A 23,830-nucleotide genomic window follows, 5' to 3' on the forward strand; every position below is an offset into this window, starting at 1 on the left:
CATCTCATACATAACTCTGATGACCCTTTAAAAATTCTTTCCACACACTTTTAATCATTTCCTTATGAGCCTTTCCGCTCCAACCGCTATCATTAATAAGACATTCTACTATTTCACTTTCATTGTGATATTCTACATCAAGCATAATGATCGATGTCCCTCTAGTTGCAAATGAGGCATTATATAGCCACAATTCAACAAAGTACGTATATCCATCTTTTAAATATGAAAATGCTTCATCAAAGTTATTTTTGCGAATGGCAGTAATTATGTTTTTATAGTCGATGCACCTATTAAAGTCTACCTCAATATCATCATACACTGTAGCCTCGCTTGTAAGTTCGCTGATAATCTCGATAACCACCCTCTCATTATTGCTGTTACAATTGTCGATATCGACGATAAAGCGTGAATTATTAGACATTGTGTTTCTCCAAATTATAGTGAGAGAGACGTTCTCTCTTTCTGTTTTTTGATTATATGAAAATGACCATACAATAACTCGGGCATATCTTTATTAAATGAACTTTGCCCGACTTGCAGAACATCACATCACGGGATACCGTTTAAGTTCACTAATTGGTGGGGGTGGATATGGGGCAAAGAGCTTTTGGAGGAGATGCGACCCATCGGCTGCCCAAGCCGAAGATGGAGCCATACAGGCTGTGGTTTGAGTTCCTGAAGCTGGCGCTCAGAGACCCCACCATCACGGTCAAGCCGGGTTTCTATGCCGATTGGGGAGATGTCGCCGGGTCGAACTTTGACCAGTGGTGGGGTGACAACTGGCGGCGTTTGTTCGCCGAACCCGCCCCAACCCACCGCCTGACCACGGCACTGGAGTTCCGGGACGCAATCAGCGATCCAGACAGCATAGTCGTCCGCATCTCGTTGACGGAAAACCACTCGCAGCGGATGGAGGGGATTAAATCTGCCGTTGCTGCTGCCGGTGAAGCTCGGAAACCTCGCACGGGCGGGAAAGCTCCGTTCAGCCTGACCGCCAATCGCAGCATGAACCTCAGCTCACTTCGGGTATTCCTGAGATTCTATGGGTTCTGGCTGGAGTCCAACGGCGACCTGGAATCCACATGCCGCTCGTATTACGCCTGGGCGAGGGCGTGGAACGATCAGGTCAAAGGCAAAGGGTGGAAACGGAATCAGGTCGCCATACCACCGTATTTGCCGACCTATATCGACCACCTTGATCTCAAAGCCGCTGGGAAGGCAAAAGCCACCGATGGTGATGCAATGAGAGCAGATATGCGTCGGTATGTTCGGAGGGCTAAGAAGATCGTTCAGAACGTGGCAAAGGGTGTTTTTCCAGGCGAGTTTTAAAAGTTATTGGTGGATATGGGGCTAACTAAAAATAGCTCTATCTGATAAAAGCATTTTCCAGAATGCCCAACTCTGCCGGATTAAAGCGCTCAGTCATATATTATATTGAACACATCAAATAAACATTGATGTGGGAGTCCACCATGTATTCCGATCAATTTATGTCTTTTCTTAAAGAAGCACACATGAATGATGATATAAATTGTATGTTTGTAGCTAATAACTTTCTACACGACTACAATGAAGAAATTTGTTCTCTGCCAAATAACATTATATATGATGTAACAGATGAAATTATAGAGTCCTTTAGCAGCTACGACCAAATTAAGCATTATTTTGATAAAAAGATCACCGAGGATTTTGGTGTATTAGTAATAGATTTTGCGCTTTCACTTATTATTGAGCCAACTTTTGATAGTTTCCATAATGACGATATAGTCAATTATTATTCTAACTAGAATTTCTGTGAAATTTTTATTAAACCATTACATTCTTCTTCCATTTGTGTTTTACCTGACACAATGGGACAAAAATTTAATGCCAACCTCGTCGTAGGATGACCCATTTTTCCGAGTGCCATACCCATGGATACCACCACAATCCATATCTCTGTCCTGAACGTGATCCCTCTGAGGGGATCAGGGAACCTCTTGGGATTGGCGGATGTCGAGGTATTGCTCGACGGGGTAGAGATCATCCTCCATGGCGTCCAGATTTGTGCGACGGCAGACAGGACTGAGGTTCGGCTCCCCAAATACCGTGCACCTGATGGAAACTGGAAACCGGCGATCACCCTCCCGGACGAGGTGAAGGGTCCAATGGGTGATGCTGTGATCGCCGCCGGAATCGAAGCCGGTATTCTCCGCCAGCGTGAGGCTCAATCAGGTGCCGAGGGAGTAGAGCGATGAGGTGTTGGATCACAGCGGTGGGAGTGGTTTGCCTGCTTATCCCGTTTCATGGATACGCAGAACAGCCTTTGCCGAAGACAGGGGCTTGTCCGTCCGGCTATCACGTCAGCGGCAACTACTGCATTCCGAGTACCGGCAACGCTCTCCCCGCCATCCACAAGGATGGGGCTTGCCCATCGGGATATCATGTCAGCGGCGATTATTGCCTCGCCAACGACCACAACGCCAAACCAGCGATCAGCAAGCGAGGGTCATGCCCCACCGGCTATCACGTCAGTGGGAACTACTGCCTGATGAACTGATCGGCACCCCCCCCCGTTGTCCTCCGTTCACGTCTTGCCTGACGTTGATTAGGCGAGAGATGAATGGCGAGGGCAGTGATGCGATGCGTGGCGTATTACCGGGTCAGTACGGTGAAACAGGGTGCTTCTGGTCTCGGACTGGAGGCGCAGCAAATGTCGGTTTCGGAATATGTCGGTCGCCAGGGGTGGGAACTGGTCGGCTCGTTCACCGAGATCGAGAGTGGGAAGAAGGCTGATCGTCCCCAGCTGCTCAAGGCACTGGAACATTGCCGCCGGTACAAGGCGACTCTGGTGATTGCCAAGCTCGACCGGCTCGCCCGAAATGTCGCCTTCGTCTCCAACCTGATGGAAGCCGGGACCGATTTCGTCGCAGTGGACTTCCCCCATGCGAATCGGCTGACGATCCATATCCTGGCGGCTGTTGCCGAGCATGAGAGGGAGGCAATCTCGGCGAGGACCAAGGCAGCATTAGCGGCTGCCAAGGCAAGAGGGGTCAAGTTGGGAAATCCTAACGGAGCCGCTGCCCTCGCTGGGCTCGGCAATCAAGCCGCTGTGGCAGCAAACCGAATCAAGACCGAACAGCGGAGGATGGAATACGCCAGGCTGTTCGCTGAGATCAAATCTGAAGGTTTCTCAACGATTTCCAGCATCGTTCTGGAACTCAACCGAAGAGGAGTCCCGTCCCCAAGGGGTGGGAAATGGCATCTGGCGACGGTCCATAGACATCTCAAATGAGAGCGGATCTCAATGGAAAAAATGTCACATTTAGATTAAGGATAATTTAGCGAAACTAGGTATTACCACGATGCTGAAGCCGCAAAAATCACCTGAACAGAATCCCAAAGCCCCAAATTTTCAGCGTCAAATACGACTCGGTGATCTTTATGAAATGAGTGGGAGAGAGCGGACAATTTGGACGGTTGGGAAGCTGATAAATGCCCGAAACCTTCCTCCTCAGGCTGAAATGTCTCAGGTCGATTGACTGGGACGTGTAACTGTCAGACTTGATGACCTGATAACCGAGGTCCTGTTCAAGCGGATTTCCGAAGCTTTCATCTAAAGATTTCACGTAGGAAAATCAGCAATGATCAAATTGACGCCTGATTTGCTAATTGGCAATGCAACAATCGACCATGATCATGAAAAACTTGTAAAAATAATAAATGAATTTTTAGAACACTCAAAATCTATTAGCAATGTTGAATTAATGAGTGAGACTTTAAAGTCATTGCTAGATTATACAAAGTTTCATTTTGAGCGTGAAGAAAAAATACAAAAAGAATGCATGTATCCGTATTATAATATGCATCACCACGAGCATAAAGCTCTCGTCATGCAAATTCAGGAAATGGCACGAACCTACTTTATTGAAAAAACAAAGCCGGTTGATAAAAATTCTATTAACATGTTAAATCAACTTCTAAAGACATGGCTTTTTGACCATATAAAGAAATTTGACACCAATATGAGACAATGGGTTAATCCCGATTGGCAACCTCCACAGCCATAGTGGCGAAGGGATAAAAAACCCTTCACCCCTTCGCCTGAGTGTCCGGCTCAACACGCAACAAGCTGTGGGTCGTAATTCAGCATGCAGTGACGAACGTACCCAGAGATGTGATATTTAATCTGTTCAAGTAGGTCTTCCTCCCGCTCGTTCAGTTCTAAATCGCCATCTTGATTGATTTCTTGAAATAGTTGGTCAATTGCATTCAATAGTGTTTCATTAACAGGTCCGTCAGTTTCCGTTTTAGCATCTGGATCTTCAATAAGAAGAGATATGTCATATCTTTTATAACAAATACCATCCCGCTTTTCAGTATATTCATGTTTTTCGATAAGCGCCATTCTAAGCTCCAATCCTAATTAAATTTATATACAACAACTAAGTGATTTGCTGACTGAATGTTCTTAATTGACTTTTTAATATCATCAAGCTTATTTAAGTCATTTACGGTTTCTATTTCTACTAATCCAGCTATCTTAGCTTTCTTAATGTAACTATCTAATGCTCTTGCTTCTTTGCCTATGAACGAATCTCTTAATCCCATTTGCTTATTCCTTTTGTTCCTCTAGGGCATTTATTGCTTCAGTTGATCTTAATGGATCTAATCGCCACTGGCTTGCCTTCGGTAAGCTCACTCGCTTCGCTCGTTCGTTTGGCTTATTTCTTTGTCCGAGATCATTGCGGAAGTGGCTTTTGAACACACTTCGGCTATCCGCAGCCGAAGCATGTTCAGGATTTGCGTGTAGCACCCCGTCGCACACTCTGGATTAGACAACTCCCGTTATTCGGAGCAAGGAGCGGTTGAGCGATCTCCCTTTTACGTCCAGTTCTTCAACGCCAGCTTTCACAGAGCCATCCAGACGGCTTCCATGTGCTCGAGGGTTGCAAGTGTGTCAGCAGTGCCCCCATCGTACTTCCTGAGATTTCTCCCATTCCGCTTGTGACTCGACCTGATGATGTAGAAGGCTGCGCCCTCACTGCATTCTGACGGCAACGCTCTCACGGCAGTCGCAGCAGGTTTGGCGCTCAAATGTAGGCGGTCTGTCAGGGATATTTATCAAACTAAAAATGGTTTGATAGTGATTATCTTGTTTTTATGTGATTCTACTTAGTCTTTTTTGAGACATGCGAACCGCTTCTTCTGAAAACATTTCCTTATTTTCTATTACAATCGCTTCACATGTTAGATTAGCCAATTTATTATCAACAAGTAAATTAAACCCACTTGTGCGATTATTTAATTTTACAAGATACTCAATGCATACAACAGCGCCATCCTTATGGTACTTAGGTCTGAGTCTTGTCGCTCTGGTTGCTTTGCCATTCTTAAGGCTCAGCAGTTCCTCGTATTTTTGCAGCATTTTCCTGAATGCAATTTCAATGGGACTGTTTTCTTTTATGAATTCAATTCTTTTTCCGATAACGTGTATAACTTCTTGATTTTGATGTGCTTTCGCATTTTCCAGCCCTTGCTGAAGCAATGATAGGTTATCGCACTTTGCAATCCAATCCGGCACACTCATCTAAACCTCCCCACCCACTGGAATTTCCCATTTTTACCACATGGGGCTTCTGGTGTTGAGGGGAGGATTCACGTCCTCGAGATCGGTCTGAAGTTTGATATCCTGCTATTACCAGTGCGCCAGGACCCGGTTGCCATCACCGACCAGCTGTGGGGTCTGGGTCCGTCCGAGCTTGGCAGCCACAGATCAGGTTGAGACTGACCCGTCCTTGAGCGTGAAGAAAAATGTCGTGCCAATGCCCGGTTCCGACTTCAACCAGATGGCTCCCCCAAAACGATGTACAATTCGCCGACATAGGGTAAGTCCGATCCCCGTGCCTTCCGCATTGGAAACAGGGTCCAGTCGCTGGAATATCTCGAAAATCTTGTCGTGGTATTGCGGTTCAATCCCGATACCATTATCCGCAACGGCAAAGACCCAATGATCAGATAAATCTCGCTTTGCCGTGACCGAAAGTCGAAGTTTTCGATCCGGATAGCGGTATTTCAGGCTGTTTCCAAACAAGTTCTGAAACAAGCTCGTAAGAAGGGATGGTTCAGCAATTACCAGCGGCATTTCCCCAACCTCTATTTCTGCACCTGCCTCTTCCAGTTCCACTTTCAGATTGCCCAATGCATGCTCGATTGCTTCATTGGCTCGGACTGGATGTGGTGGGAAAGGTTGTTTGGTGATCCGAGCGTATTGGAGAAGGTCATCAATCAGCTCACTCATGTGCTTACCGCCATGCACGATGAAGCCAATAAATTCATCTGCATCTTTATCAAGACGACCTTTGTAGCGGCTCTCAAGCAATTGTGAAAACCGGACGATGTTTCGCAGTGGCGTTTGAAGATCATGAGATGAAATATAAGCAAACTGCTCAAGATCTAAATTCGACCTTTCAAGCTCATTGTTTTTGTCTATTAGTGCCAGTTCAGCATTTTTTCGCTCCAATAACAGTCTCTCATTGACCATCAACGTAAATGATATGAGCCACCCAATTACAAAAATAATTTGTTCATAAAGAACAAGCGCATTAATTGACGTTTTTGAAAATATGTCTTTTACACCTTCGCTTGGAATAGATATAGCTGCGCAGATCAAGAATGATGCTGCAAGAATTGTCAAAAATATAGACGCTGCTATATATGACCGGAAACGGTTTTTTTGATAATCATTAATTATTATTGCCAATGCGATAGTGCAAATTACCGCATAAACGGTGAGGTAGCAAACAAGTCTAATAATATAATTATCTTCAATAAAATAATAATAGATATACTCGGCGCCGTATGCCGCTCCGCATAGTATTAATAATTTAACATTTGCTTTTTTACCTGAAAATACCAAAACACCATAAAGGACAAGGGCATAACCGTAAAAAATAGCTATATTTGCAGCGGCAAATGACAACCAAGCAGGCAAGAATGCACGCAATGCAATTGCGCTAAATCCGATAGCAAAGAATGAGCTAGAGAGGGCAACTGCCTTTACGCCTCTGATGTGCCTGTTATTAAAATAAAGAAACCACGCAAACCCGCATGCTAGAATCGACACTCCGCCGAGCACAAAAAATAAGGTTGATATGTCGAGTTGCATGGTCTCCCCCACAACTTTATTCCAAAGCAGGTTACGCTTTTCGAGGAAGCGTGAGAAGGGCGCATGAATTAACCACCACGGTCCAGGTCACCGTCCAGAACCTTGCCTCGATGCGTTGTAGGGGGCTTTCTGGCTTTAGCTGGACTTCCTGACGCCTCTCATATACGGTTTATCTACGGATTTATTCCAGCGCTAATACAGCATTGTAAATCAATTAGTTAGCTGCGATGCGCCGTTTGCCAAGGTTGGGGTCGAGGGTTCGAATCCCTTCGCCCGCTCCAATCGGACTAAACGAAAGCCGCGGGTCACCGCGGCTTTTCGTCTTTCGGGGCGAGGGTCATGGCCGGATCGACCACGCTGCGCGATATCATCGCCGAAGGTGTCGCCCACCACCGGGCCGGGCGGTTGGCCGAGGCCGACCGTATCTATCGCGCCGCCCTCGACCTCGACCCCAACCATCCCGAAGCCAACCATAATCTGGGCATGGTGGTGCTGCAGGTGGGGCGGCCCGACCTCGCCCTGCCCCGCCTGCGGGCCGCGCTGCAGGCCAAGCCCTCGGATGGGCGGTTCTGGCTGAGTCTGGCCGAGGCCCTGGTCCTGGCCGGACAGCCCGCCGAGGCCGTCGCCCTGATCGACCAGGGCCGCCGCAACGGGCTGGCGGGGGTGGCCGTGGACCAGATGGCGGCACGGGCCGACACCGCCCTCGCCGCCGACCAACTGTTCACCCAGGCCCTGGACCACCATACCGGCGGCCGGGCCGCCGAGGCCGAGGCCGACTACCGTCGCGCCCTGGCCGCCTATCCCGATCACGCCGCCTCCCTGGCCAATCTCGGCGCCTTGCTCAAGGATCTGGGCCGCGCCCGGGAAGCGGAAGCGCCCTGCCGCCGCGCCGTGGCGCTTCGCCCCGGTCTGGCCGAGGGTCACAACAATCTGGGCGCCGTCCTGCTGGATCTCGGGCGGCCGGACGAGGCCGAGGCCTGCTTCCGCCAGGCTTTGGCCCTCAATCCCGATTATCCCCGCGCCCAGCGCAATCTCGGCAATGCCCTCAAGCGCCAGGGCCGTCGCGACGAGGCCGCGGATGCCTACCGACGGCTGGTCGAGCTGACGCCCGGCCAGTCCGAGCCCCTGGTCCTGCTGGGCATGGCGCTCCGGGAAGCCGGACACCTGACCGAGGCAGCCGCCAGCCTGGGCCGGGCCGAGGCCCTGCGACCCGATCAGCCCGGTCTGGCTGCCGAACTGGGAATGATCCTGATCGCCGCTGGGCGCCTGGACGAGGCCGAGGCCGCCTTGAGCCGCGCCCTGGCCCTGGCCCCCGACCAGGCCGACATTTCATGCGCCCTGGCGGGGGTGCTGCTGCCCCTGGGCCGGTTCAACGAGGCCGTGGCCCTGCTGGAGGATGTGGTCACCCGCCATCCCCGCCATGTCCGGGCGCATAAGAACCTGCTGCTGGCCCTGGCCTATGGGGATCAGCCCGATCCGGAAGCCGCCTTCGCCGCCCCCCGGCGCTTCGGAACCATCTTCGCCGCCGCCACGGCGCCCCACACCAATAGCCGCGACCCCGAGCGACGGCTGCGCATCGGCTATCTGTCCTCGGACTTTCGCGCCCATTCGGTGGCGCGCAATCTGGTGCCGCAGTTCCTCGCCCATGACCACGACAGGTTTGCCATCCATGGCTATGCCGATGTGGAGCGGCCGGACGAGGCCACCGCCAGCTTCCGCGCGCTTTGCGATGGCTGGCGCTCCATCACCGGCCTGGATGACGACGAGGCCGCCTGGCTGATCCGCGACGACGGCATCGACATCCTGGTCAGCCTGGCCGGTCGTTTCGACAAGAACCGTCCCGCCATCTGCGCCCAACGCCCCGCCCCCCTCCAGATCAGCTTCCACGACATCGCCACCAGCGGTCTGGAGGCCATGGACTATCTGCTGGCCGATCGGGTCCTGGCGCCGCCCAACTCGCCCGAGCGCTTCACCGAGCGCATCCTGCGCCTGCCCCATTTCTATATGGCGGAGGCGCCGCAATATCCGCCCGCCATCCATCCGCCCTCGGGACCGGTGGTGTTCGGCTGCTTCAACAATCCCGCCAAGCTCACTCCTGCGGTGTTGGGGCTTTGGGCGGAGTTGTTGTCCCGCTGCCCGGAGTCTCGGCTTTTCCTAAAATATTTCAATTGGTTCGAGTCGGGAGCCCTGCGGGCGCGGGTGGTGGACGCCCTGGCTACGCGCGGCGTGGCGGCCGAGCGACTGATGATCCACACCCAGGTGGGCGATACCGGCCATCATCTCGATCTCTACAACGCCGTCGACATCGCCCTGGATCCCTTCCCCTTCGCGGGGTCCACCACCAGTTTCGAGGCCCTGGTGATGGGGGTGCCGGTGGTCACCCTGCGTGGCGCCACCATGGCCGGGCGCTGGGGCGCCAGCATGCTGACCAGCCTGGGCCTGCCCGAGCTGATCGCCGAATCTCCCGCCCATTACGTGGAAATCGCCCTGGCCCTGGCCGCCGATGGCAACCGCAATCCGGCGCGGCGCCACGGGTTGCGTCACAAGCTGCTGCACTCGCCCCTGTGCGACGGCGTCGGCCGCACCCGCCAGATCGAGCGATTGTACCGTGCCGTCTGGCGCCGCTGGTGTAAGGACAGGCCGTCAAACGCCTGAATCGGCGGCGTCGGAGCTTCTGATCAAGGCACGGGCGGCGCGGGTCTTCCAGCCGAAGCGAACCGAGGCCAACCGGATCAGCAAAACCAGGCCGATCCCGCCCAAGGCCGCCCATTGGGCGGTTACACCCAGCCCCACCACCAGGGCGGCGAACAGGGCGGCCCCGGCAAAGGCGGCGGCGGCGTAGAACTCGCCGGGCCGGAACACCAGCGGCTCCTCGCGGGTGATCAGGTCGCGGATGACCCCGCCGCCCACCGCGTTGATGACACCGATCAGCAGGGCGGGCACCCAGGACAGCCCGGCCAGCAGCGCCTTTTGCGTTCCCACCATGGCGTAGAGGCCGAGGCCCAGGGCATCCACCACCAGGAACACCATGGCCAGGCGGTTCAGCCGTTCCCCCAGCAGCAGGCTGACCGCCATGGCCGCCAACACCGTCGCCAGATAATGGGGTTCCATCACCGTGGGCATCTGCTGCAGGAACAGGCCGTCGCGCAGCAATCCCCCACCCAATCCGACCACCAGGGCCAGGAAGAACACGCCGACGAAGTCGTAGCCCTTGCGCATGGCGGTCAAGCCGCCGGTCACGGCGAAGAAGAAGGTGGCGGCCAGATCGAAGGCCAGCGGCAGGGTGAAGTGTCCTGTCATGATGCGGCTGCCCTTTCCGTTTCCGATGGGATCCCCCGGGCTTGGAAGCGTGGTCCCGTTACGGTATCGTCTGAATTCCCATTAGTCTTCAACGCTCTGAAGAACAAATTTTATGAATTTAGACATATCCACCCTGTTTCTTGTCCTGGTCGCGATCTCTGCCATGGCCATGGCATTTGTGTGGTTTCTATACGTCGGTCACCGTTCTATTCCAGGTATAAAGTTGATCGCCCTGTCGAACAGCTTCCTGTTCGTCGGATTTTTGATGATCCTGCTGCGAGGCAACCTTCATCCCGTCATTTCCTTCGTCGCCGCCAACATCCTGGTCTGCATCGGCTATACACTGATCCTGGCGGGGATCGGCAAGCTGTGCGGCAAGGAAATCGCCTGGAAATGGTTGGTGCTTTCCTGCGTCGTCTACAGCCTGGAATTCGCTTACTTCTTCCTGGTCGACGACTCGTTCAAGGTGCGGCTTTTCTTCTACCTTGTCTACTACGCCGCCGTGATGATGGCTTCCATGTGGATTGTCATCCATGCCTACCGGCGGATCCGGCTGTTGTCGCATCTGGTGGCCGCCCTGTTCTTCGGCCTGCTGTCCTTGTCCTTCCTGGTCATCGCCGTCCTGTCCCAGTCCCAGAGCGGCGTGACCCAGATCATGTCGCCCAGTGCCATCAACGCCGCCGTGGTGCTGGAACAGACCATCTTCGTGGTGGGGTGGACCTTCGCCTTCACCCTGATCGTCAGCGAACGCCTGAGCGCCGAACGGCTGCGGGCCGAAGCCACCAGCCGCGAGAAATCTGACGCCCTGGCCAATATGAGCCACGAACTCCGTACCCCCTTGAACGCCATCATCGGCTTCGCCGATGTGATCGACAAGGAAGCGCTGGGCGCCAACCATCCGCGCTATCGGGAATATGTCCAGGACATCCTGGCCTCGGGCCGCCATCTGTTGCTGCTGATCGAGGATATCCTGGATATTTCCAAGATCGAGGCGGGCAAGCTGGAACTGGATGAAACCACCTTCCCGGTTTCATCCACCATCGAGATCGTCCACACCATGGTCATGCTGAAGGCCGCGACCAAGAAAGTCGACATGGTGCTGGAAATCGACCGTCATTTCGATCGGATGCGGGGTGACGAGCGGCGAGTCAGGCAGATCCTGCTCAACCTCGTGACCAACGCCATCAAATTCACTCCGGCCGGGGGACGGGTCACCCTGTCCGCCCGCCTGGCACCCGACGGAGGTGGCGTGTTCACCGTCGCCGATACCGGCATCGGCATGGACGAGGCGGGGCAGCGCCGCGCCTTGACCAAATACTGTCAGGTCACCGACAGCAGCATTCGCCAGCAGGAGGGTATCGGTCTCGGCTTGCCCCTGGCAGTGGCGCTGACCCTGGCCCATGGCGGCGACCTGAAAATCGACAGCATCCCGGGAAAAGGCACCACCATCACCGTCACATTCCCGGCGGAACGGTGCCGACAGGAGATGCCCGCCTGACCTCCGCTCCACCTGTCAGGGGATCAGGCGCCGCAGCACTTCTTGAACTTCTTGCCCGAACCGCAGGGGCAGGGATCGTTGCGCCCGGCTTTCACCGCAACCCGGCGCTGTTCCTGCTTCGGCCCACCGATGCGGCCGTCCACATAGTACCAGCGGCCGTCCTCCTTGCGGAATGTCGAGATTTCCCGATGGGCCTCGGCCTTGCCGCCCAGCTTGAAACGGGCGGTGAAATCCACCGTGCCCTCGTCCTCGTCGGGACCGCCGCCGGTGGTGGCATGGATGTCGAGGCCCAGCCATTTGGAGTCCCGCGCCCATTTCTCGGCATCGGCGCGCACGAAGTCATGGCGCTGGTCCACCGCCAGGGTGTCGTGGAGGTAATCGATATTCACCACGGTGAAGGCGGAGTAGCGGGACCGCATCAGGGCTTCCGGCGTGGGCGGAATCGCCGCGCCGGTGATGAAGGGTTCGCAGCAATCGGCATAGCTCCGGCCGGAGCCGCAGGGACAATCAGTCATGATGGATCAGAACTCGATGAGATTGGAGAAGGCGAACATGCCGAGCACGGCGGCGAGATAGAAGGCGCCGCCGACGCCCAGCATGAACAGGATGTTTCCGGCGGTCCTGAGCGGATGCATCTTGCGATCGCGCACGATGCGGTCCAGCCCCCGGCGTTCCATGCCGCCGACCACGGTGACGAAATAGCGGTCGCCGAGAAAGGGAAAGGTGATGCGGATATTGATGGGATGCTTGCGCCAGCTCACCGGCTTGGCGGCGTTCCACAGGGCGGCGCGCTGTTCCGGCGTGAAGCTGTCGATCACCGGCTGCGGTATATTGGCCAGCAGCTCGTCGAGCGGCCCGTTTCCTTCCTGTCCCGACATGGCTCTTTCATCCCCCGGTCCGTCCCGCCGGTATTGTACAAAGCCGGGGGCCGCCTTCATAGCCCGCAAATGCACGCCATGAAGGCGGGCGACTATACCGCGTCCAACTCGTCGGCCTCGGACCTCGGCGCCTGGGCCAGCCGGGCCAGGATGTCGTCGAGCTGTTCCAGCGAGCCGTAGGAAATGGTGATCTCGCCGCCCTTGCCCAGGGAGCGGATTTCCACCTTGCAGCCCAGGCCGTTGGTCAGGTCGCGTTCCAGCGCCGCGATATCGGCGTCCTTGCCCGGCTTGGCCGGCCGTCCGCCCAGGCTAGGCTTGGCCTTGCCCTCGTCATTGACCAGCTTTTCGGTCTGGCGGACGTTGAGCGCCCGGCCCACCACGTCGCGGGCCAGACGCAGCGGATCGGCCGCCGTCAGCAGGGCGCGGGCATGGCCCGCCGTCAGCTCGCCCTTTTCCAGCATGGTCTTGACCGGATCGGGCAGCGCCAGCAGACGGATCATGTTGGCCACATGCGAGCGGCTCTTGCCCACCGCCTTGGCCAGTTCCTCCTGAGTATGGGAAAATTCGTCCATCAGACGGCGATAGCCGTCGGCTTCCTCCAGCGGCGACAGGTCCTGGCGCTGCAGGTTTTCCACCAGGGCCACTTCCAGGGCTTCCCGGTCGGACAGGTCGCGGACGATGACCGGCACTTCGTGCAGCTTGGCGCCTTGGGCGGCGCGCCAGCGGCGTTCACCGGCGATGATCTCGAAGCGGTCGGTCTGGCCGGGCAGCGGGCGCACCAGCAGCGGCTGCAAGATGCCCTTCTCGCGCACCGATTCCACCAGATCGGCAATGCGGTCCTCGTCGAAGCTGCGGCGTGGCTGGAACTTGCCCGGCTGCAGCTTCTCCACCGCCAGGGTGCGCAGGCCCTTGATGGCCGCCGCGCCTTCCGGACCGGCCGCCGCTGCGCTGCTCACCGCCTGAATGGCCGAAGCCGCGTGATCCCCCAACAGGGCGGACAGGCCGCGCCCCAGACCCTTCTTCTTTTCTTCTGCCAATTTTATGCCCTCAACTCGCGTTCGCGCTTCAACACTTCCGAGGCCAGATGGATATAGGCCTCGGCCCCGCTGCACTTCATGTCGTAGAGCAGCACCGGCTTGCCGTGGCTGGGCGCTTCCGACACCCGCACATTGCGCGGAATCACCGTCTTGTAGACCTTGTCGCCGAAATAGTCGCGCACATCCGCCGCCACCTGGTCGGACAGGTTGTTGCGCTTGTCGAACATGGTCAGGATGATGCCCTGCAGTTCGAGACCGGGATTGAAGGCCTGGCGCACCCGCTCGATGGTCTTGATCAGATGGCTGACGCCTTCCAGGGCGAAGAACTCGCATTGCAGCGGTACCATCACCGCCTGGGCCGCCACCAGGGCATTCAGCGTCAGCAGGTTCAGCGACGGCGGGCAATCGATCAGCACATAATCATAGGCCGACAGGGTTCCGGCCAGGGCCTCGGCGAGGCGATGCTCGCGCCGCTCGAAGGTGACCAGCTCGATCTCGGCGCCCGACAGGTCGACGCCCGAGGGGACCAGATGCAGGCGGGGAATGGCGGTTTCGATCACCGCGTCGGCCAGGGCGGCTTCACCGATCATCACATGATAGGAATTGACTTCGCGAGCGCCGCGATCGACCCCCAGGCCGGTGCTGGCATTGCCCTGGGGGTCCAGGTCGATGATCAGCACGCTTTTCTTGGTCGCCGCCATGGCGGTGGCCAGATTGATGGCGGTGGTGGTCTTGCCCACGCCGCCCTTCTGGTTGGCGACGGCAATGACGCGGGCACTCTTACGGCTCGGCTCGGCCACGACGCACCTCTTCAATCTGAAGGACAAGACCGGCCGGATCGGTCACGGAGGAAACCCGGCGCGGGGTGATATTCCATTCTTTCGCAGTTGCGGTCAATTCGTCTTCCGCTCCCCTGCCCTTCAGGAACAGGCAGCACCCCCCCGGCGCCAGATGGGGTTCCGCCCAGTCCAACAGCTTGGCCAGCGGCGCCAGGGCACGGGCGGTGACCACATCGGCGCCCAGGCCGGGCACCTGCTCGATGCGCTTGTTATGGAGGGTGACCGGGGTGGCGGTGACGCGGGCGACCTCCCGCAGGAAGGCGCATTTGCGGGAATCGCTCTCCACCAGATGCACATCCGGCGCTCCCATCACCGCCAGTACCAGGCCGGGAAATCCGGCACCGCTGCCCAGATCGACCACGCGTCGCGCCGAGGCCGGGATCAGCGGCAACAGCTGGGCGGAATCGAGGAAATGCCGTGACCACAGGTCAGGCAAGGTATCGGGGCCCACCAGATTGATGCGGGCCTGCCATTTGACCAGCAGATCGGCATAGAGCCGCAGCCGCTCCTGTGTTTCACGTGAAACACCAGATTTCGTATTGAACTCTTCAGGAGTCACACAACCTCCCCCAACCGCTTCACATGCCCCAGCAAGGCGGTCACCGCCGCCGGGGTCATGCCGGGAATGCGGGCCGCCGCCGCCAGGGTTTCGGGCCTTGAGACCTTCAGCTTGAGGCGCACCTCGGTGGACAGCGATCCAATGGCGTCATAGTCCAAGCCGGAGGGAATCACCAGCCCCTCCTCGCGGCGATAGGCCCGGATATCAGCGTCTTGGCGATCCAGGTATCCGGCATATTTGCCCTCGATCTCCAGTTGCTCGGCCACCGCCCCCGAGAGGGCGGCAAGCTCGGGCCAGACCTGGGCGAGGCGGTCCAGGCTCATCTCGGGATAGGCCAGCAGATCCATGGCCGAGCGCACCACGCCGTCCTGGTTGACCTCCAGCCCCTGACGCCGCAGCACATTGGGCGAGGCCTTGAGTGAGCCCAGCAGCTCCCTGCCCCGGGCGATGGAATCGGCCTTGGCGGCGAAGGCGGCGGCGCGGGCCGAGCCGACGCAGCCCGCCGCCACGCCCTTGGGGGTCAGGCGCAGATCGGCATTGTCGGAGCGCAGCAGCAGCCGGTATTCCGCCCGCGAGGTGAACATGCGATAGGGTTCCGAGGTGCCCAGCCCCACCAGATCATCCACCATCACCCCGGCATAGCCGTCGGCGCGGTCGAGGATGACCGGCGCCGATCCGCCGCAGGCCCGGGCGGCATTGAGCCCGGCCAGCAGGCCTTGCGCCGCCGCTTCCTCGTAACCGGTGGTGCCGTTGATCTGCCCCGCCAGATAGAGCCCGCCCACCGAGCGGGTCTCCAGCGAGCGGTGCAGGGCACGGGGGTCGACGAAATCATATTCGATGGCATAGCCGGGCCGGATCACCCGGCAGTGTTCCAAGCCGGGAATGGTGGCGATCATGGCCCGCTGCACATCCTCGGGCAGCGAGGTGCTGATGCCGTTGGGATAGACGGTGTCGTCGTCGAGACCTTCCGGCTCCAGGAAGATCTGGTGACGCTCGCGCTCGGCGAAGCGCACCACCTTGTCCTCGATGCTGGGGCAATAGCGCGGCCCGGTGCTCTGGATCTGGCCGGAATACATGGGGGCGCGGCTCAGATTGGCGCGGATGATGGCATGGGTCTCAGGCGTGGTGGCGGTGATGCCGCATTTGACCTGGGGCGTGGTGATGGACTCGGTCAGATACGAGAACGGCACCGGCGGATCGTCGCCCGCCTGCATGTCCAAGGCGGCCCAGTCGATGGTACGGCCGTCGAGCCGGGCGGGGGTGCCGGTCTTGAGCCGACCCAGCGGCAGGCCCAGGCGGTCCAGCGCCAGCGACAGACCCAGCGATGGGGCATCCCCCACCCGCCCAGCGGGCCAGGTGGTCTCGCCCAGATGGATCAGACCGCGCAGGAAGGTGCCGGTGGTCACCACCACCGCGCCGCAGGCGATGGTGCTTCCGTCGCCCAGCACCACGCCGGTCACCCGCCCGGCGGCGTCGGTGAGCAGGTCCTCCACCGATCCTTCCAGCAGCGACAGATGGGCGGTGGCGTCCAGGGCGTCGCGCATGGCCCGGCGATAAAGCTTGCGGTCGGCCTGGGCGCGGGGGCCGCGCACCGCCGGTCCCTTGCTGGCATTGAGAATGCGGAACTGGATACCGGCTTGGTCGATCACCCGACCCATCAGCCCGTCCAGGGCGTCGATCTCGCGCACCAACTGGCCCTTGGCCAGACCGCCGATGGCCGGGTTGCACGACATCTCGCCCACGGTCTCCAGCCGTTGGGTGATTAGCAGAGTGCTGGCGCCCACCCGCGCCGACGCGGCGGCGGCCTCGCAACCGGCATGACCGGCGCCCACCACGACGACATCGACCCGATTCAATCCATCGCCCTGTTTCACGTGAAACACACCATATGTAGAAGGGGTCATTTCCCGATGCAGAACTCGTGGAAGATCACGTCCAGCACCTCGTCCACATTCACCCGGCCGGTGATCCGGCCCAGCGCCGAGGCCGCCAGCCGCAAATCCTCCGCCGCCAGTTCCGGCCCCAGACCGGGGTCGAAACGGCCCAGCGCCGCCCGGCAGTCCTCCACCGCCGCCCGGTGCCGCGCCCGGGTCAGCACCGGGGCGGTGCCCACCGCGAAGCGGGCCTCGACCTCTCCGGCCAACAGGTCCAGCAGCCGCTCCACCCCTTCCCCGGTTCGGGCCGACAGCGCCACCACCGGGCGGCCGTCGATCTCGGCGGGCGGCGGTCCGGCCAACAGGTCCAGCTTGTTGACCACCACCACGGTGGCGCCGTCTATCACATGGCGGGTGGCGGCGTCCACCTCCCCGCCCCCGAACACCGCCAGCTTCAGGTCGGCGGCCTCGGCCCGGGCCAGGGCGCGGCGCACCCCTTCCGCCTCGATCTCGCAGGCGGCCTCGCGCAGACCGGCGGTATCGGCCAGCACCACCGGCCAGCCCTTCAGGTCGAGATGAATCTCGATGACGTCCCGGGTGGTCCCGGCCTGGGCCGAGACTATGGCGGCGTCGCGTCCGGCCAGCCGGTTGAGCAGGCTGGACTTGCCCGCGTTGGGCGCCCCCAGGATGGCCATATGGATGCCGTCGCGCAGCCGCTCGCCCCGATGGCCGTCGGCGAGATGGCGCTCCAGGTCCCGGGCCAGGGCGGTGACCTCGTCTCGCGCCTGCTCCAGCAGATGGTCGGGAATGTCCTCGTCGGAAAAGTCGATGACGGCTTCCAGATGGGCCAGGGCCGTGATCAGTCGCGACCGCCATTGTTCGGTCAGCCACGCCAGCTGCCCATCCATCTGGCGCAGGGCCTGACGCCGCTGGGCTTCGGTCTCGGCATCCACCAGATCGGCGATGGCCTCGGCTCGGGTCAGGTCGAGCTTGCCGTTGAGAAAGGCCCGGCGCGAGAACTCGCCCGGCTCGGCGGGGCGCAGGCCGAGAACCCGCAGCGCCCCGGCCAGGGCTTGCGCCACCGCACGGCCACCATGCAGGTGAAGCTCGACCACGTCCTCGCCGGTGAAGCTGTGGGGGGCCGGAAACCACAGGGCCAGACCGTCGTCCAGATCGGAGCCATCGGGCTCCTTCAGACGGACCCTTACCGCCTTGCGTGGTGGTGGCAGGTCATGCCCGGACAGACGGCGCAGCGCCTCGCCCGCTCCCGGTCCCGACAGGCGATACACCGCCACCCCGGCCCGCCCGGCGGCGCTGGCCAGGGCGAAGATGGTGGCGGTGGTCACGAGCCCGCTGGCCGGTCCACCATCAGCCGATGGACGCGGCCGCCCTTGACCAGATGGGTATCGAGGATTTCATCGATGTCGGCGACGGTCGTGAAGCTGTACCAGACGCCCTCGGGATAGATCACCATCACCGGCCCCAGACCACAGCGGTCGAGGCATCCGGCGGAATTGATCCGCACATCCTTGAGGCCCATGCGCTTCTGGGCATCCTTCAGATGCTCGCGCAAGTCCTCGGAACCGCGCTGGGCGCAGGAACCGCGCGGATTGTCGTCGGGACGCCGGTTGGTGCAGATGAAGACATGCAGGCGGAAATGCAGCGGCGGGTCATCGGCCTGGGTCACGGTCACTTCTCCTTGGGGCGGCTGCCATGGCTGAACTGGGACCAGAGCATCTTTTGCAATTGCTCCATCCCTTGCATGCCGGCCGGCAGCCAGACCTTGAACATGGCCTCGGGCTCCATGGCGTGCAAGCTGGCCGCCATCTGATCCTGGATCTGTTTCATCAGGGCGTCCTGCATGGGCCTGACATCGGGCAGGCCGAAGAAGGTGCGCAATTCCTCAGGCGTACAATCCACATCCACGGTGATCTTCATGGCGACCTCGCCTTGCGTTTCCCAGCCCAGCACCCAAACTAAGCTGTACGCCCGTGCCGCGCAACGCCCCAAGGAGTCCTTCATGACCCACAACCGACTGGCCGCCGAGACCAGCCCCTATCTGCTGCAGCATGCCGACAATCCGGTGCACTGGTGGGCCTGGGGTCCGGAGGCGCTGGCCGAGGCCAAGGCGTCGGGTAAGCCGATCCTGCTGTCGGTGGGCTATTCCGCCTGCCATTGGTGCCATGTCATGGCCCATGAAAGCTTCGAGGACCCCGGCATCGCCGCGCTGATGAACCGGCTGTTCGTCAATATCAAGGTCGACCGCGAGGAACGGCCCGACCTGGATTCACTCTACCAGATGGCGCTGGCCATGATGGGCCAGCATGGCGGCTGGCCGCTGACCATGTTCCTGACGCCCTCGGGCGAGCCGTTCTGGGGCGGCACCTATTTCCCCGCGGAAGCCCGCTGGGGCCGGGCCGCCTTCCCCGACGTGCTGGAAGGCATCGCCGCCACCTATCAGCGCGACCCCGACAAGATCACCCACAATGTGGCCCGGCTGCGCCAGGCCCTGGACCAGTTGGCCCGCTCGCCCGGTTCCATGCCGCTGTCCATGGACATCCTCGACCGGGGCGCGGTGGATATCCTGGGCAATATGGACATGGTGGAGGGTGGCACATTGGGGGCGCCGAAATTTCCCCAGCCCGGCCTGCTGCGCTTCCTGTGGCGGGCCGCCCTGCGAACCGGCGATGCCCGCCTGAGCGACGCCGTCACCACCACCCTGGATCATATCTGCCAGGGCGGCATCTATGACCATCTGGGCGGCGGCTTCATGCGCTATTCCACCGACCCCCACTGGCTGGTGCCCCATTTCGAGAAGATGCTCTACGACAATGCCCAACTGGTGTCGCTGCTGTGCCAGGTGTGGAAGAAGACCGGAAACCCGCTCTATCGCGCCCGGGTGTTCGAGACCGTGGGCTGGCTGATGCGGGAGATGATGGCGGAAGACGGCGGCTTCGCCGCCGCCCTGGACGCCGACAGCGAGGGCGAGGAAGGCCTGTTCTATACCTGGAGCAAGGCCGAGATCGACCAGGTGCTGCCCGCCGATGCCGCCGCCCGGCTGGCGCGGCTCTATGATGTCAGGGCCGAGGGCAATTGGGAGGGCCGCACCATCCTCCATCGCAACCACCCCTATGGCTCCGCCGGGGATGACGGGCTGGACGAAGCCAAGGCCGCCCTGCTGGCCCGGCGTGACGGCCGGGTGCGCCCGGGGCGCGACGACAAGGTGCTGGCCGACTGGAACGGCATGATGATCACCGCCCTGGCCGAGGCGTCCCGCTGCTTCGACCGGCCCGACTGGCTGGCCGCCGCCCGGCGCGCCTTCCTGGTGGTCTCCGATCGCATGGCCGCCCCCGAGAACCGCCTGTACCACAGCCTGTGCCAGGGCCGCGCCGCCCATGCCGGGGTGGTGGATGACTACGGCCATATGGCACGCGCCGCCCTGGCCCTGCATCAGGCCGAGCCCGATTCCCAACTGCTGATCCAGGCGGGCCTCTGGCTGGATGCCGCCCACCGCCATCATTGGGACGAAGCCGAGGGCGGCTATTTCGTCTCCGCCATGGATGCCGCCGACATCATGATGCGCACCAAGTCGGGCTTTGATTCGGCGGTACCTTCGGGCAACGGCATCATGGCCGAGGCCCTGGCGCTGATGGCGCTGGCCAGTGGTGAGTCGAAATGGCGCCAGCGGGCCGAGGCGGTAATCAATGCCTTCTCCGCCGCCGTGCCCGACCAGTTGCCCAATATGACCGCCCTGCTGGATGCCTTCGAAACCCTGGCGGCGCCGCTGGAAGTCACCATCGCCGGTCCGGCCGGTGATACCGTCGCCCAGGATCTGATGCGGGTGGCCCAGCGGGCGGAATGCCAGATTCACCTGCTGCGGCGGATCGATGCGGCCATGCCCTCGGCGGTGGTCTGCCGTGCCTCGGTCTGCTCCACGCCGTTCACCGATGCCGACCAATTGCGCCAGGCCCTGAAGGCGGGATAGCATCACCGGATCATCATCCCAGCGAGTGCCGCCACCATGCCCCAGATCGCCGTCAATACCCCCATCGGGCCGCTGGCCCTGTTCGAGGCCGATGGCGCCATCGTCGCGGTGGATTGGGGCTGGCTGCCCGAGAACGAGGATTCTCCCCTGTTGAGCCGGGCCCGGACCCAGTTGGAGGAGTATTTCGAGGGAAGCCGGAAAAGCTTCGACCTGCCGCTGGCACCCCACGGCACCGAGTTCCAGCGCAAGGTCTGGGCGGCACTGTCGGAGATTCCCTTCGGTGCCACTCTCACTTATGGCCAGTTGGCGGAAAAGCTGGGCACGGCACCCCGCGCCCTGGGCGGCGCCTGTGGCCGCAACCCCATTCCAGTGATCATTCCCTGCCATCGGGTGCTGGCGGCCAATGGCGGCCTGGGCGGCTATTCCGGCATCGACGGTATCGAGACCAAGCAATTCCTGCTCAAGCACGAGGGAGTGAGCCTGTGAAGACCCATGCCATCCGCATCCATCAAACCGGCGGTCCCGAGGTCCTGTTGTGGGAGGAAGTCTCGGTGGCGGCGCCCGCCGCCCATGAAGTGCTGATCCGCCATGCCGCCGTCGGCCTCAACTACATCGATATCTATCACCGCAGCGGCCTCTACCCCGCCCCCCTGCCCTTCACCCCCGGCCTGGAAGGCGCGGGCGTGGTGGAAGCGGTGGGTGCCTCGGTCACCGAGTTCAAGGCGGGCGACCGGGTGGCCTATGCCAATCCGCCGCTGGGCGCCTATGCCGAGGCCCGGGTGATGCCCGCCGACCGGCTGGTGAGGATTCCCGACGCCATCACCGATGTGGAAGCCGCCGCCATGATGCTGCAGGGCATGACGGCGCAATATCTGCTGCGGCGGACCTATCGGGTCAAGCCGGGCGACACCATCCTGATCCATGCCGCCGCGGGCGGTGTCGGCCTGCTGGTCTGCCAGTGGGCGCGGCATCTGGGCGCCACCGTCATCGGCACCGTCGGGTCCGAGGACAAGGCGGACCTGGCCAAGGCCCATGGCTGCCACTATCCCATCCTCTACAAGACCGAGGATTTCGTCGCCCAGGTGCGTGAGATCACCAATGGCCAGGGCGTGCCGGTGGTCTATGACTCGGTGGGCAAGGATACCTTCCTCAAGTCGCTGGACTGCCTGCAGCCGCTGGGCATGATGGTCTCGTTCGGCCAAAGCTCGGGCAAGGTGGAACCCTTTGACACCGGCCTGCTGGCGGCCAAGGGCTCGCTGTTCCTTACCCGTCCCTCCCTGATGGCCTATACCGCCAAACGCTCCGATCTGGTGGCGGGGGCCGAGGAACTGTTCGAGGTCGTCGGCCAGGGCGCGGTCCGCATCGAGGTCAATCAGACCTACGCCCTCAAGGATGCCGCCAGCGCCCATCGCGACCTGGAAGGACGAAAGACCACCGGCTCGACGGTGCTGTTGCCTTGATAAAAAACGTATTAGACTGCCGGACGGGGTTAAGCCGTCCGGCAGGAGAGCGAAGTCGTGAGCGGGTCCAAATTGGGCAAGTGGGTGGTGGCCGGCGTCAGTCTGGCCTGGATGACTTGGGCCGGACTGGATCAGTTCGGCAATCTGTCTGATTCCGATATCGAGAACCACTCGTCGACATCGGTGCAGGAACGGCTGAAGGATTGCTCGGGCACCTATAAGCAGCGCTACGAGTGCAAGGAAAATATCGTCATCAAGAGCACCAACAACACCTTCTATGCCATGTTCGGCCGTCTCGCCATCGTGGTGGTTCCCCCCATCATCCTTGCCACCGCCCTGCACATGTTGACGCGTCGTCGCTCCGACGACGACGGCCCCAACGATGACCTGCTGCAGGAGCATCACCGACGCCATCATCGCCGTCGCAGCTCTGGACGCCATTGATCCCATGACATTGACCCGCTTCGAGACCGACGGCCGTCTGGCCGTGATCACCATGGCCAACCAGGCCAAGCGCAACGCCCTGTCCGACGCCATGATCACCGAGATCCTGGAATCCCTGCGCCAGGCCGAAGCCGCCAAGGCGCGCTGCGTCATCCTGCGCTCCGAACCGGGGGTGAAAATCTGGTCGGCGGGTCACGACATCTCCGAACTGCCCAAGTCCCATCGCGACCCCTTGGGCTGGAGCGATCCGCTGCGGGTGGTGATCCGCGCCATCGAGGAGTTCCCCGCCCCTATCATCGCCCTGATCGAGGGCGGCGTCTGGGGCGGCGCCTGCGAGATGGCCCTGGCTTGCGATATCATCGTCGCCACGCCGGATTCCACCTTCGCCATCACTCCAGCCAAGTTGGGCATCCCCTACAACGTCACCGGCCTGCTGACCTTCATGAATGCGGCCAATCTGCATGTGGTCAAGGAAATGGCCTTCACCGCCCGGCCGGTGGATGCAAAGCGTGCCCTGCTGGTGGGTCTGATCAATCATCTGGTGGAACCCAGAGAGATCACCGAATTCTGCATCGAGATGGCGCGCGGCATCGAGAAGATGGCGCCGCTGGCCATCGCGGTGATGAAGGAAGAGTTGCGGGTCCTGGCCTCGGCCCATTCCATCACGCCGCGCATGTTCGAGCGGGTGCAGGGCATGCGGCGCAAGGTCTATGACAGCACCGACTACGTGGAAGGGGTCAAGGCCTTCCAGGAAAAGCGCCCGCCGGTCTTCCAGGGCGAATAATCTTTCTCTATTGAAACGCCAT

General features: G+C 60.0%; 27 protein-coding genes. 12 read left to right on the forward strand and 15 right to left on the reverse strand.

Annotated features, from left to right (window positions below; all coding sequences use genetic code 11):
- Positions 1 to 4: 4 nt before the first annotated feature.
- The gene (locus A6A04_RS22315) at positions 5 to 424 is read right to left on the reverse strand and encodes a hypothetical protein (RefSeq protein ID WP_156612557.1); all 420 of its coding nucleotides are present in this window, start codon (positions 422 to 424) and stop codon (positions 5 to 7) included.
- 155 nt (positions 425 to 579) lie between these two features.
- Between A6A04_RS22315 and A6A04_RS11010 the strand changes: the two genes are divergently transcribed.
- The 5 genes from A6A04_RS11010 to A6A04_RS21670 all read left to right on the forward strand — a co-directional run bounded on the left by A6A04_RS11010 (position 580) and on the right by A6A04_RS21670 (position 4,052).
- Positions 580 to 1,332, forward strand: a complete 753-nt coding sequence (locus A6A04_RS11010) for a hypothetical protein (protein WP_172822757.1) — start codon at positions 580 to 582, stop codon at positions 1,330 to 1,332.
- 143 nt (positions 1,333 to 1,475) lie between these two features.
- The gene (locus tag A6A04_RS22320; protein ID WP_156612559.1) at positions 1,476 to 1,790 is read left to right on the forward strand and encodes a hypothetical protein; all 315 of its coding nucleotides are present in this window, start codon (positions 1,476 to 1,478) and stop codon (positions 1,788 to 1,790) included.
- A 126-nt stretch (positions 1,791 to 1,916) separates the two neighbouring features.
- Positions 1,917 to 2,240: a hypothetical protein gene (locus tag A6A04_RS11015; protein ID WP_068492765.1), complete on the forward strand. Its 324-nt coding sequence runs from the start codon at positions 1,917 to 1,919 to the stop codon at positions 2,238 to 2,240.
- A gap of 365 nt (positions 2,241 to 2,605) precedes the next feature.
- The gene (locus tag A6A04_RS11020; protein ID WP_245651165.1) at positions 2,606 to 3,277 is read left to right on the forward strand and encodes a recombinase family protein; all 672 of its coding nucleotides are present in this window, start codon (positions 2,606 to 2,608) and stop codon (positions 3,275 to 3,277) included.
- A 349-nt stretch (positions 3,278 to 3,626) separates the two neighbouring features.
- Positions 3,627 to 4,052, forward strand: a complete 426-nt coding sequence (locus A6A04_RS21670; protein WP_082914851.1) for a bacteriohemerythrin — start codon at positions 3,627 to 3,629, stop codon at positions 4,050 to 4,052.
- A 47-nt stretch (positions 4,053 to 4,099) separates the two neighbouring features.
- Here A6A04_RS21670 and A6A04_RS22325 read toward each other — a convergent pair whose 3' ends face one another.
- From A6A04_RS22325 to A6A04_RS21675, 4 genes are all read right to left on the reverse strand, one after another.
- Complete coding sequence (locus A6A04_RS22325) at positions 4,100 to 4,390, reverse strand: hypothetical protein (RefSeq protein WP_156612560.1); 291 nt, start codon at positions 4,388 to 4,390, stop codon at positions 4,100 to 4,102.
- Positions 4,391 to 4,404: 14 nt separating this feature from the next.
- Positions 4,405 to 4,593, reverse strand: a complete 189-nt coding sequence (locus A6A04_RS22330) for a hypothetical protein (protein WP_156612561.1) — start codon at positions 4,591 to 4,593, stop codon at positions 4,405 to 4,407.
- 550 nt (positions 4,594 to 5,143) lie between these two features.
- Positions 5,144 to 5,572: a hypothetical protein gene (locus A6A04_RS22335; RefSeq protein WP_156612562.1), complete on the reverse strand. Its 429-nt coding sequence runs from the start codon at positions 5,570 to 5,572 to the stop codon at positions 5,144 to 5,146.
- Between the two features lie 186 nt (positions 5,573 to 5,758).
- Positions 5,759 to 7,150, reverse strand: coding sequence for a sensor histidine kinase (locus tag A6A04_RS21675; protein ID WP_082914864.1), 1,392 nt, complete (start codon positions 7,148 to 7,150; stop codon positions 5,759 to 5,761).
- A 339-nt stretch (positions 7,151 to 7,489) separates the two neighbouring features.
- On the opposite strand from A6A04_RS21675, the gene A6A04_RS11030 reads away from it, so the two are divergent.
- Complete coding sequence (locus A6A04_RS11030) at positions 7,490 to 9,805, forward strand: tetratricopeptide repeat protein (RefSeq protein ID WP_068492770.1); 2,316 nt, start codon at positions 7,490 to 7,492, stop codon at positions 9,803 to 9,805.
- Here A6A04_RS11030 and A6A04_RS11035 read toward each other — a convergent pair.
- Positions 9,794 to 10,450 carry a trimeric intracellular cation channel family protein gene (locus A6A04_RS11035; RefSeq protein ID WP_245651166.1) on the reverse strand — a complete coding sequence of 219 codons (657 nt, stop codon included), beginning with the start codon at positions 10,448 to 10,450 and terminating at the stop codon, positions 9,794 to 9,796. The two genes, A6A04_RS11030 and A6A04_RS11035, sit on opposite strands and share 12 nt — an antisense overlap.
- 265 nt (positions 10,451 to 10,715) lie before the next feature.
- On the opposite strand from A6A04_RS11035, the gene A6A04_RS11040 reads away from it, so the two are divergent.
- Positions 10,716 to 11,948: a sensor histidine kinase gene (locus A6A04_RS11040; RefSeq protein WP_172822758.1), complete on the forward strand. Its 1,233-nt coding sequence runs from the start codon at positions 10,716 to 10,718 to the stop codon at positions 11,946 to 11,948.
- A 23-nt stretch (positions 11,949 to 11,971) separates the two neighbouring features.
- On the opposite strand, the gene A6A04_RS11045 is transcribed toward A6A04_RS11040, so the two are convergent.
- The 9 genes from A6A04_RS11045 to A6A04_RS11085 all read right to left on the reverse strand — a co-directional run bounded on the left by A6A04_RS11045 (position 11,972) and on the right by A6A04_RS11085 (position 19,073).
- Positions 11,972 to 12,463: a YchJ family protein gene (locus tag A6A04_RS11045; RefSeq protein ID WP_068492776.1), complete on the reverse strand. Its 492-nt coding sequence runs from the start codon at positions 12,461 to 12,463 to the stop codon at positions 11,972 to 11,974.
- A gap of 6 nt (positions 12,464 to 12,469) precedes the next feature.
- The gene (locus A6A04_RS11050) at positions 12,470 to 12,826 is read right to left on the reverse strand and encodes a hypothetical protein (protein ID WP_068492778.1); all 357 of its coding nucleotides are present in this window, start codon (positions 12,824 to 12,826) and stop codon (positions 12,470 to 12,472) included.
- Positions 12,827 to 12,918: 92 nt separating this feature from the next.
- A complete protein-coding gene (locus A6A04_RS11055; protein WP_068492780.1) occupies positions 12,919 to 13,863 on the reverse strand; it encodes a ParB/RepB/Spo0J family partition protein in 945 nt (314 codons plus the stop codon).
- Positions 13,864 to 13,865: 2 nt separating this feature from the next.
- Positions 13,866 to 14,663: a ParA family protein gene (locus A6A04_RS11060; protein ID WP_068492782.1), complete on the reverse strand. Its 798-nt coding sequence runs from the start codon at positions 14,661 to 14,663 to the stop codon at positions 13,866 to 13,868.
- Positions 14,644 to 15,261 carry a 16S rRNA (guanine(527)-N(7))-methyltransferase RsmG gene (rsmG, locus tag A6A04_RS11065; protein ID WP_068492784.1) on the reverse strand — a complete coding sequence of 206 codons (618 nt, stop codon included), beginning with the start codon at positions 15,259 to 15,261 and terminating at the stop codon, positions 14,644 to 14,646. The genes A6A04_RS11060 and rsmG overlap by 20 nt, the downstream gene beginning before the upstream one ends.
- Positions 15,258 to 17,165, reverse strand: a complete 1,908-nt coding sequence (mnmG, locus tag A6A04_RS11070; protein ID WP_068492785.1) for a tRNA uridine-5-carboxymethylaminomethyl(34) synthesis enzyme MnmG — start codon at positions 17,163 to 17,165, stop codon at positions 15,258 to 15,260. The genes rsmG and mnmG overlap by 4 nt, the downstream gene beginning before the upstream one ends.
- Positions 17,162 to 18,481: a tRNA uridine-5-carboxymethylaminomethyl(34) synthesis GTPase MnmE gene (mnmE, locus tag A6A04_RS11075; protein WP_068492787.1), complete on the reverse strand. Its 1,320-nt coding sequence runs from the start codon at positions 18,479 to 18,481 to the stop codon at positions 17,162 to 17,164. The genes mnmG and mnmE overlap by 4 nt, the downstream gene beginning before the upstream one ends.
- Positions 18,478 to 18,828 carry a (2Fe-2S) ferredoxin domain-containing protein gene (locus A6A04_RS11080; protein WP_456095283.1) on the reverse strand — a complete coding sequence of 117 codons (351 nt, stop codon included), beginning with the start codon at positions 18,826 to 18,828 and terminating at the stop codon, positions 18,478 to 18,480. The genes mnmE and A6A04_RS11080 overlap by 4 nt, the downstream gene beginning before the upstream one ends.
- On the reverse strand, positions 18,825 to 19,073 hold the full coding sequence (locus A6A04_RS11085) for a DUF6489 family protein (RefSeq protein ID WP_068492911.1): 249 nt from the start codon (positions 19,071 to 19,073) through the stop codon (positions 18,825 to 18,827). Before A6A04_RS11085 ends, A6A04_RS11080 begins: the two co-directional genes overlap by 4 nt.
- A gap of 82 nt (positions 19,074 to 19,155) precedes the next feature.
- Here A6A04_RS11085 and A6A04_RS11090 point away from each other — a divergent pair, with 82 nt between their 5' ends.
- Genes A6A04_RS11090 through scpB form a run of 5 tightly spaced genes read left to right on the forward strand, consistent with a single transcriptional unit; the run spans position 19,156 to position 23,808 of the window.
- Positions 19,156 to 21,120: a thioredoxin domain-containing protein gene (locus tag A6A04_RS11090; RefSeq protein ID WP_068492792.1), complete on the forward strand. Its 1,965-nt coding sequence runs from the start codon at positions 19,156 to 19,158 to the stop codon at positions 21,118 to 21,120.
- A gap of 36 nt (positions 21,121 to 21,156) precedes the next feature.
- Positions 21,157 to 21,606 (forward strand): methylated-DNA--[protein]-cysteine S-methyltransferase, encoded by a 450-nt coding sequence (locus A6A04_RS11095; RefSeq protein WP_068492794.1) that lies wholly within the window; start codon positions 21,157 to 21,159, stop codon positions 21,604 to 21,606.
- Positions 21,603 to 22,580 (forward strand): quinone oxidoreductase family protein, encoded by a 978-nt coding sequence (locus A6A04_RS11100; protein WP_068492796.1) that lies wholly within the window; start codon positions 21,603 to 21,605, stop codon positions 22,578 to 22,580. Before A6A04_RS11095 ends, A6A04_RS11100 begins: the two co-directional genes overlap by 4 nt.
- Before the next feature lie 57 nt (positions 22,581 to 22,637).
- Positions 22,638 to 23,024, forward strand: coding sequence for a hypothetical protein (locus tag A6A04_RS11105; RefSeq protein WP_245651167.1), 387 nt, complete (start codon positions 22,638 to 22,640; stop codon positions 23,022 to 23,024).
- Positions 22,963 to 23,808 carry a methylmalonyl-CoA decarboxylase gene (gene scpB, locus A6A04_RS11110; protein ID WP_245651168.1) on the forward strand — a complete coding sequence of 282 codons (846 nt, stop codon included), beginning with the start codon at positions 22,963 to 22,965 and terminating at the stop codon, positions 23,806 to 23,808. Before A6A04_RS11105 ends, scpB begins: the two co-directional genes overlap by 62 nt.
- Positions 23,809 to 23,830 lie beyond the last annotated feature (22 nt).

This window comes from Paramagnetospirillum marisnigri, assembly GCF_001650715.1.
Lineage (GTDB): Bacteria > Pseudomonadota > Alphaproteobacteria > Rhodospirillales > Magnetospirillaceae > Phaeospirillum > Phaeospirillum marisnigri.

What these genes read in the sequence shown, in the direction of transcription:
- A6A04_RS11085 (WP_068492911.1), bottom strand. Translation starts at nt 19,073, where the DNA reads ATGAAGATCACCGTGGATGTGGATTGTACGCCTGAGGAATTGCGCACC.
- A6A04_RS11015 (WP_068492765.1), top strand. Translation starts at nt 1,917, where the DNA reads ATGGATACCACCACAATCCATATCTCTGTCCTGAACGTGATCCCTCTG.
- A6A04_RS11095 (WP_068492794.1), top strand. Translation starts at nt 21,157, where the DNA reads ATGCCCCAGATCGCCGTCAATACCCCCATCGGGCCGCTGGCCCTGTTC.
- A6A04_RS22335 (WP_156612562.1), bottom strand. Translation starts at nt 5,572, where the DNA reads ATGAGTGTGCCGGATTGGATTGCAAAGTGCGATAACCTATCATTGCTT.
- A6A04_RS22315 (WP_156612557.1), bottom strand. Translation starts at nt 424, where the DNA reads ATGTCTAATAATTCACGCTTTATCGTCGATATCGACAATTGTAACAGC.
- A6A04_RS11045 (WP_068492776.1), bottom strand. Translation starts at nt 12,463, where the DNA reads ATGACTGATTGTCCCTGCGGCTCCGGCCGGAGCTATGCCGATTGCTGC.
- A6A04_RS21675 (WP_082914864.1), bottom strand. Translation starts at nt 7,150, where the DNA reads ATGCAACTCGACATATCAACCTTATTTTTTGTGCTCGGCGGAGTGTCG.
- A6A04_RS11035 (WP_245651166.1), bottom strand. Translation starts at nt 10,450, where the DNA reads ATGACAGGACACTTCACCCTGCCGCTGGCCTTCGATCTGGCCGCCACC.
- scpB (WP_245651168.1), top strand. Translation starts at nt 22,963, where the DNA reads ATGACCTGCTGCAGGAGCATCACCGACGCCATCATCGCCGTCGCAGCT.
- A6A04_RS21670 (WP_082914851.1), top strand. Translation starts at nt 3,627, where the DNA reads ATGATCAAATTGACGCCTGATTTGCTAATTGGCAATGCAACAATCGAC.
- A6A04_RS22320 (WP_156612559.1), top strand. Translation starts at nt 1,476, where the DNA reads ATGTATTCCGATCAATTTATGTCTTTTCTTAAAGAAGCACACATGAAT.
- A6A04_RS11020 (WP_245651165.1), top strand. Translation starts at nt 2,606, where the DNA reads ATGGCGAGGGCAGTGATGCGATGCGTGGCGTATTACCGGGTCAGTACG.
- A6A04_RS11030 (WP_068492770.1), top strand. Translation starts at nt 7,490, where the DNA reads ATGGCCGGATCGACCACGCTGCGCGATATCATCGCCGAAGGTGTCGCC.
- mnmG (WP_068492785.1), bottom strand. Translation starts at nt 17,165, where the DNA reads ATGACCCCTTCTACATATGGTGTGTTTCACGTGAAACAGGGCGATGGA.
- A6A04_RS11090 (WP_068492792.1), top strand. Translation starts at nt 19,156, where the DNA reads ATGACCCACAACCGACTGGCCGCCGAGACCAGCCCCTATCTGCTGCAG.
- A6A04_RS11040 (WP_172822758.1), top strand. Translation starts at nt 10,716, where the DNA reads ATGATCCTGCTGCGAGGCAACCTTCATCCCGTCATTTCCTTCGTCGCC.
- A6A04_RS22330 (WP_156612561.1), bottom strand. Translation starts at nt 4,593, where the DNA reads ATGGGATTAAGAGATTCGTTCATAGGCAAAGAAGCAAGAGCATTAGAT.
- A6A04_RS22325 (WP_156612560.1), bottom strand. Translation starts at nt 4,390, where the DNA reads ATGGCGCTTATCGAAAAACATGAATATACTGAAAAGCGGGATGGTATT.
- A6A04_RS11050 (WP_068492778.1), bottom strand. Translation starts at nt 12,826, where the DNA reads ATGTCGGGACAGGAAGGAAACGGGCCGCTCGACGAGCTGCTGGCCAAT.